Annotated in this window: 6 protein-coding genes and 1 pseudogene; 1 reads left to right on the plus strand and 6 read right to left on the minus strand. The window is 26.3% G+C overall.

Features of this window, described 5'->3' with window-relative positions:
- Positions 1 to 6: 6 nt before the first annotated feature.
- The 4 genes from Q5F54_RS00490 to Q5F54_RS00505 form a co-directional block, all read right to left on the minus strand.
- On the minus strand, positions 7 to 1377 hold the full coding sequence (locus tag Q5F54_RS00490) for a DUF3298 domain-containing protein (RefSeq protein ID WP_281538008.1): 1371 nt from the start codon (positions 1375 to 1377) through the stop codon (positions 7 to 9).
- A gap of 165 nt (positions 1378 to 1542) precedes the next feature.
- On the minus strand, positions 1543 to 2898 hold the full coding sequence (gene rlmD, locus Q5F54_RS00495; RefSeq protein WP_288701355.1) for a 23S rRNA (uracil(1939)-C(5))-methyltransferase RlmD: 1356 nt from the start codon (positions 2896 to 2898) through the stop codon (positions 1543 to 1545).
- Between the two features lie 35 nt (positions 2899 to 2933).
- Complete coding sequence (locus tag Q5F54_RS00500; protein ID WP_281538006.1) at positions 2934 to 3656, minus strand: pseudouridine synthase; 723 nt, start codon at positions 3654 to 3656, stop codon at positions 2934 to 2936.
- A complete protein-coding gene (locus tag Q5F54_RS00505) occupies positions 3656 to 3985 on the minus strand; it encodes a DUF1904 domain-containing protein (RefSeq protein ID WP_288525434.1) in 330 nt (109 codons plus the stop codon). The genes Q5F54_RS00500 and Q5F54_RS00505 overlap by 1 nt, the downstream gene beginning before the upstream one ends.
- Before the next feature lie 214 nt (positions 3986 to 4199).
- Between Q5F54_RS00505 and fba the strand changes: the two genes are divergently transcribed.
- Positions 4200 to 5063 carry a class II fructose-1,6-bisphosphate aldolase gene (gene fba, locus Q5F54_RS00510; RefSeq protein WP_071119369.1) on the plus strand — a complete coding sequence of 288 codons (864 nt, stop codon included), beginning with the start codon at positions 4200 to 4202 and terminating at the stop codon, positions 5061 to 5063.
- Between the two features lie 95 nt (positions 5064 to 5158).
- On the opposite strand, the gene Q5F54_RS00515 is transcribed toward fba, so the two are convergent.
- Positions 5159 to 5644: a hypothetical protein gene (locus Q5F54_RS00515; protein WP_281538004.1), complete on the minus strand. Its 486-nt coding sequence runs from the start codon at positions 5642 to 5644 to the stop codon at positions 5159 to 5161.
- 32 nt (positions 5645 to 5676) lie between these two features.
- Positions 5677 to 6000: pseudogene (locus Q5F54_RS00520) on the minus strand (hydrolase); the annotation flags it as partial.

A 6000-nucleotide genomic window follows, 5' to 3' on the forward strand; every position in this document is an offset into this window, starting at 1 on the left:
CTTTTATTACTTAAATATTTCTTTATATTCTGGTTTTAATATATGATCTATTTTATTAACATTTATTATAAATTCAGGTATACCAGCTGCATAAGGAGCTATATCATATAAATCGAAATATACTACTATATTATCATCTTGTATATAAAATTTTTGTTTATCTTCTATACTTTTAAATTCATACACTCCCTTATTCTGTTCATCTAACTTTATTAATTCCTCTATTTGATTTCTTATTTCTTCATTTATAATATTTTTATAGTCTGACCCTTCTTTAAATAAATTATCTATCGTTAAAAAATTTCCATTTCTTATATCTATATTGTATGCTACATTCTCGTAATATCCATGAGCTCCACCTGCATACTTATAATATTTTATCAATATACTTAATATATTATCGCTATTTTTCTTTACATCAAAATCAACATTAGCAACAAATTTATTTTCTACTTCAGAGAGTGCATCGTTATATTCTTTTGCTTGCTTTTGTGAATCATTAAAAAACTTCATTATACTATTTGTTATTTCATCGTTTATATTTTTTGATATATCTTTATTATCAATCATTATTATAGGTATATTAATAATACTATTTATATACTTATTATTCTTAGTTATTGTTTGGGTATCTATATTAGCAATTATACTGCTAGTTTGTATCATCTTTATTTTATTTTTAAATATAGTAAAAGGAATTTTAAATTCATATGCTAAATCTTCTTTACTTGATTTGTATGGATTAAAATAAATATTTATTCCTTCATCTATTATTTCATAATTTGTATATTTATTAATTTTTATTTTATTTTTATCAACCTTCAATTTATTATCTTTTATATAATCTATTATATAATCATAAATCACATCTTCATAATCTTCATTATCCTTTAATAAATTATTTAAGAAAATTCTTTGACCTGTATTTAAGTCAAAAACATAGCTATCTTTTTCTTGCTTAAATTTATTGTCTTTATATCTTATTTCTTTATATATTACAATATTTAATAAACTTTTATTTTCAAAAACTATATGATAATTTATATTAACATTAGTTTTAGAATTATTTTTATAAAGCTGAGATTCTTGCCTCTCATGATTTATTGAATCATTTATATTTCTTCTAATATACGAATTTATATATCTTTCAACTTCTTCATTTGAATAATGTATCTCTGGCATTCTTGCACTTATTACTAAGTTTTTTTCATCGATTTTAATTTTTTCTTCTGTTATCTTTACTAGTTTAAATCCTTGATATAAATTCGTTTGTAATCCATCTTTTATATTAAATATATCAAATACGCTAAATATTGTAAGTATCATTATAGCTAATAATATGTACTTATATTTTAAGAAGTTTTCTAGTCTATTCATGTTTTGATTTTCCTCCTAAATATAATTCCTTTTATTTTATATTTAGATTTTTTGTATTTTTTATCCCCATAAAATATAAAAATACTCTATTATTAATTTTCAAATTTAAAATTTCTATATAAAAATAAAAAAACTTAAGAATGTATCTTAAGTTTTTTATTTTAACTATTTTTTTATAAGTTTTACTATTGTTTCAACGTGTGGAGTATTTGGGAACATATCCATACATTTTACTTTTTCTAATTCATATCCGTATTTTTTAAATTCAACTAAATCAAGAACTAAAGTCTTAGGGTTACAAGATATATAAACTATTTCCTTCGCACCAAAGTTAGATATATCTCTTACTGCATCCTTATGAACTCCTGGTCTTGGTGGGTCTACTATTATTAAGTCTGGCTTATCTTTTAAGTTTTTAACAGTTTTTGCAACATCTCCTGCAACAAACTCACAGTTAGTTAATCCATTTAATTTAGCATTTTGATTTGCAGCAACTACAGCTTCTTCTATTATTTCTATTCCATATACCTTCTTCGCTGCTTTAGCCATAACTTGACCTATAGTTCCCGTTCCACTATATAAGTCAAATACAACCTTATCATTGTGGTCTCCTACAAACTCTCTAGCTATAGTATATAATTCTTCTGCTCCTTTAGTGTTAGTTTGGAAGAATGAGAATGGAGAAACTCTAAATCTTAAGCCTAAAACTTCTTCATGAATATAATCTCTTCCATGTAATACTCTTAATTCATCACAGTTTACAGCATCTGCTAATCCATCATTTATTGTGTGTAATATACTTACTAATTCAGCTTCTGTATCTAAATTTAATAACATATCTTTATATTCATTCATATTAAAATCAACTTGAGAAGATGTTACTATATTTACCATAAGTTCATTAGTATTTATACCTTTTCTAACTACAAGGTTTCTTAAGTACCCTTTATGATTTACTGTTCTGTAGTAAGGAAGTTGTTTTTCATTAAAGAATTCTACTGTTGAAGTTAAAACTTTTATAAAGTCTTGATCAACTAAGAAACAACCATCAACTGTCATTATATCTATATGCCTTCCTTTTTTATGAAGACCTAATGTTAATGGTCCATCTTTCATTTCATCTCCGAAAGTATACTCCATTTTATTTCTATATAATCTATTTTGAGGACTTCCTTGTATTCCTAAGAATTTAAAACCAAATAAATCTTGTTGTAAGAATAAATCCATAACTTGTCTTTCTTTGATTTCTAATTGCTTTTCATAAGGAACAGATAATATCGTACATCCTCCACATTCGTTAAAATGCTTACAAGGAGTTTCTGTTTCTATCGGAGAGTTTTCTAATAACTCTAACATCTTAACATCTGCTTTTCCACTTTTTGTTCTTTTTACAGCAGCTTTAACCTTTTGTCCAGTTATTCCACCTTTCATATGTATGTCTCTGTTTCCATACCTACTTACAGATGTTCCTCCAAACTCCATTTTATCTACTTCAAACTCTATAACGTCTCTTCTTTTCACTAATGCTACCTCCGCTAGTTGTTTATATTATCAAATTATCTTTCTTCTATTAACTTAACTTCTTCTTCAGTTAATTCTCTATACTCTCCTAATCCTAAGCTTTCATCTAATTTTAATTTACCCATAGAAAGCCTTTTTAAGTATACTACTTTTTTGCCTACACTCTCAAACATTCTTTTTACTTGGTGGAATTTGCCTTCATGAATTGTAAGTTCTATTTCTGACATATCATCACTTTTTAAAATTTTTAATTGTGATGGCATAGTTTCATATCCATCATCAAGAATTACACCTTTTTCAAATGCAAGTATATCTTCTTCAGTTACTTTTCCTTGTATTTTCGCATAATAAGTTTTTGGTACATGCTTTTTAGGAGATAGTACTCTGTGAGCAAGTTGTCCATCATTTGTAAGCACTAGTAGTCCTTCTGTATCTTTATCTAGTCTACCTACTGGAAATGGTTCAAACACTAAATATGATTGGTCTATTAAATCTAATACTATTGGATCATATTTATCAAATGTAGCTGATATATATCCATCTGGCTTATTTAACATTATATAGACAAATTCTCTATATACTATTTTTTCTCCATTAAATCTAATATCATCACTTTCAGAGTCAACTTGTACTCCTGGATTATTTATAACTTTTCCATTTACAGATATTAAACCTTGTTTACAATATTTCTTTAATTCAGCTCTACTAGCTACCCCTACGTTAGAAAGTAATTTATCTACACGCATTTTTTTTCCCATTAAAAATGTTCTCCATTCTCATAGTATTTTTCTTTTTCAAAAACTGTAAATGCTAAATCCATACTTTCTATGTTTAAATTTTCTCTTATATTATCTGTTATTATTTTTGCAACTGTATCTTGTACTTCTTGACCTCTATCAAACCAAGCTACCTCTACAAAAGGATATACATCGGCTATTTTTCCATCTCTTATAGCTACAGATTTTATACATTCTATTTCAAAATAGTCTCTTGGGCATTTTACTGCATCTATTAATTCATCTATCATCTTTTCACTTATTTCACATATTTGATTTTCATTTATTCCTCTTATTTTTATTTGTGGCATAATATATTTCCTTTCTATAATAAAAATTTATCATTCATTCTTATTTAAGTATTATTATACTTTTAATTTCAAGTTATTACAATTTACTATGTACTTTTTTTCCATAAACGTTATAATATTAATTGATGGGTAAATTTTAGAATTTAGTAAGTAGTAAATAAAATCAAAGCTATAACAAAATTTCAAATTCAACTTAATTATGGAGGTTTTAACTATGTTAGTTTCTGCAAAAGAAATGTTAAATAAAGCTAGAGAAGGTAAATATGCAGTTGGTCAATTCAATATAAATAACTTAGAATGGACTAAAGCTATATTATTAACTGCACAAGAAAACAATTCACCTGTTATATTAGGTGTTTCTGAAGGCGCTGGTAAATATATGGGGGGATACAAAACTATAGTTGGTATGGTTAATGGAATGTTAGAAGAGTTAAACATAACTGTTCCTGTTGCATTACACTTAGATCACGGTAGTTATGAAGGAGCTTTAAAAGTAATAGAAGCAGGATTCTCTTCTGTTATGTTTGATGGTTCTCACTACTCTATAGAAGAAAATGTAGCTAAAACTAAAGAAATAGTTGAGATAGCTCATTCTAAAGGAATATCTGTAGAAGCAGAAGTTGGTTCTATCGGTGGAGAAGAAGATGGTGTTGTTGGTTCAGGTGAAGTTGCAGATCCAGCTGAATGTAAGTTAATATCTGACTTAGGTGTTGATATGTTAGCTGCTGGTATAGGTAACATACATGGACAATATCCAGAAAATTGGGCAGGATTAAACTTTGATGCTTTAGAAGCTATAAACAATGCTACAGGAGATATGCCATTAGTTTTACATGGGGGAACTGGTATACCTGCAGAAATGATACAAAAAGCTATCTCTTTAGGTGTATCTAAGATAAATGTTAATACTGAGTGCCAATTAGCATTTGCTGCTGCTACTCGTAAATACATAGAAGAAGGAAAAGACTTACAAGGTAAAGGATTTGATCCTCGTAAAGTTTTAGCTCCAGGATTTGAAGCTATAAAAGCTACTGTTAAAGAAAAAATGGAATTATTCGGATCTATAAATAAAGCTTAATTTTATAGACTAATTCTTTCTTTATAAATTTAAAATTTACATAAAAAAGAGTATAGTCTAATGATTAATCATTAGATTATACTCTTTTTATTTTATTAACTATAAAATTTTGATGCTCCTGTTAATTGTCTTTTACCTATTAACTTAGATAAATTAGTAAGAGATGCTATTTTTATATCCTTAAAACTTACAAGAAATACAAATTTAAAGTCTGTAAATGTTTCATCAATATTATATACCTCAAAATAACATCTTACATTATCTAATAAATACTTATCTTGTATTTCCTCTTCAATTTCATCTGTAGCATCTTTTAAGTACGCTCTTACATCTTCAAATAAAACATCAAAATAAGACTCATCTATATCATTCCCTATCTCTTCTTTTATTTCATCTATATCTTCCATATTAAATACATCTCTAGATAACTGACAATCATAAACCATTATATTTTCTTGATTTATTGTTTCTGAAATATCTTGTATATATTCAAAATCAGGGCGAAATCTTAAAATATTTTTAACATCACTACTATTTATTTTAATTTTTCCTTTTTTATTTTCTAAATTTAGTTCTATCATTCGATTGCCTCCCACTTCTCCCAATAATAGTACTAATTGTACTCCTGTATAAATCCGTGTATATCTATCCAATTATTAACTCTTACTATATTTTCATGTTCTATCTCTTTATTATAATTAGTATCTATTAGCAATACTTTCATACCTTCATTCGCAAGCTGCATTGCATTTGATGGATTATCTTCTATAAATATATGACACTCTAATTCTTTTGCTTTTTGTATTTTATAATCACTACCTAATAAGTATACATCGATCTCTTCAAATCCATTTTCATTTAGCCAATTTTTAGTTATATCTGTTAATTTAGCATCTCTAGCTGTTACAAAATATAAATTATGATTTTTCTTTAGTTC

The organism is uncultured Romboutsia sp., from assembly GCF_958366745.1.
GTDB lineage: Bacteria > Bacillota > Clostridia > Peptostreptococcales > Peptostreptococcaceae > Romboutsia > Romboutsia timonensis.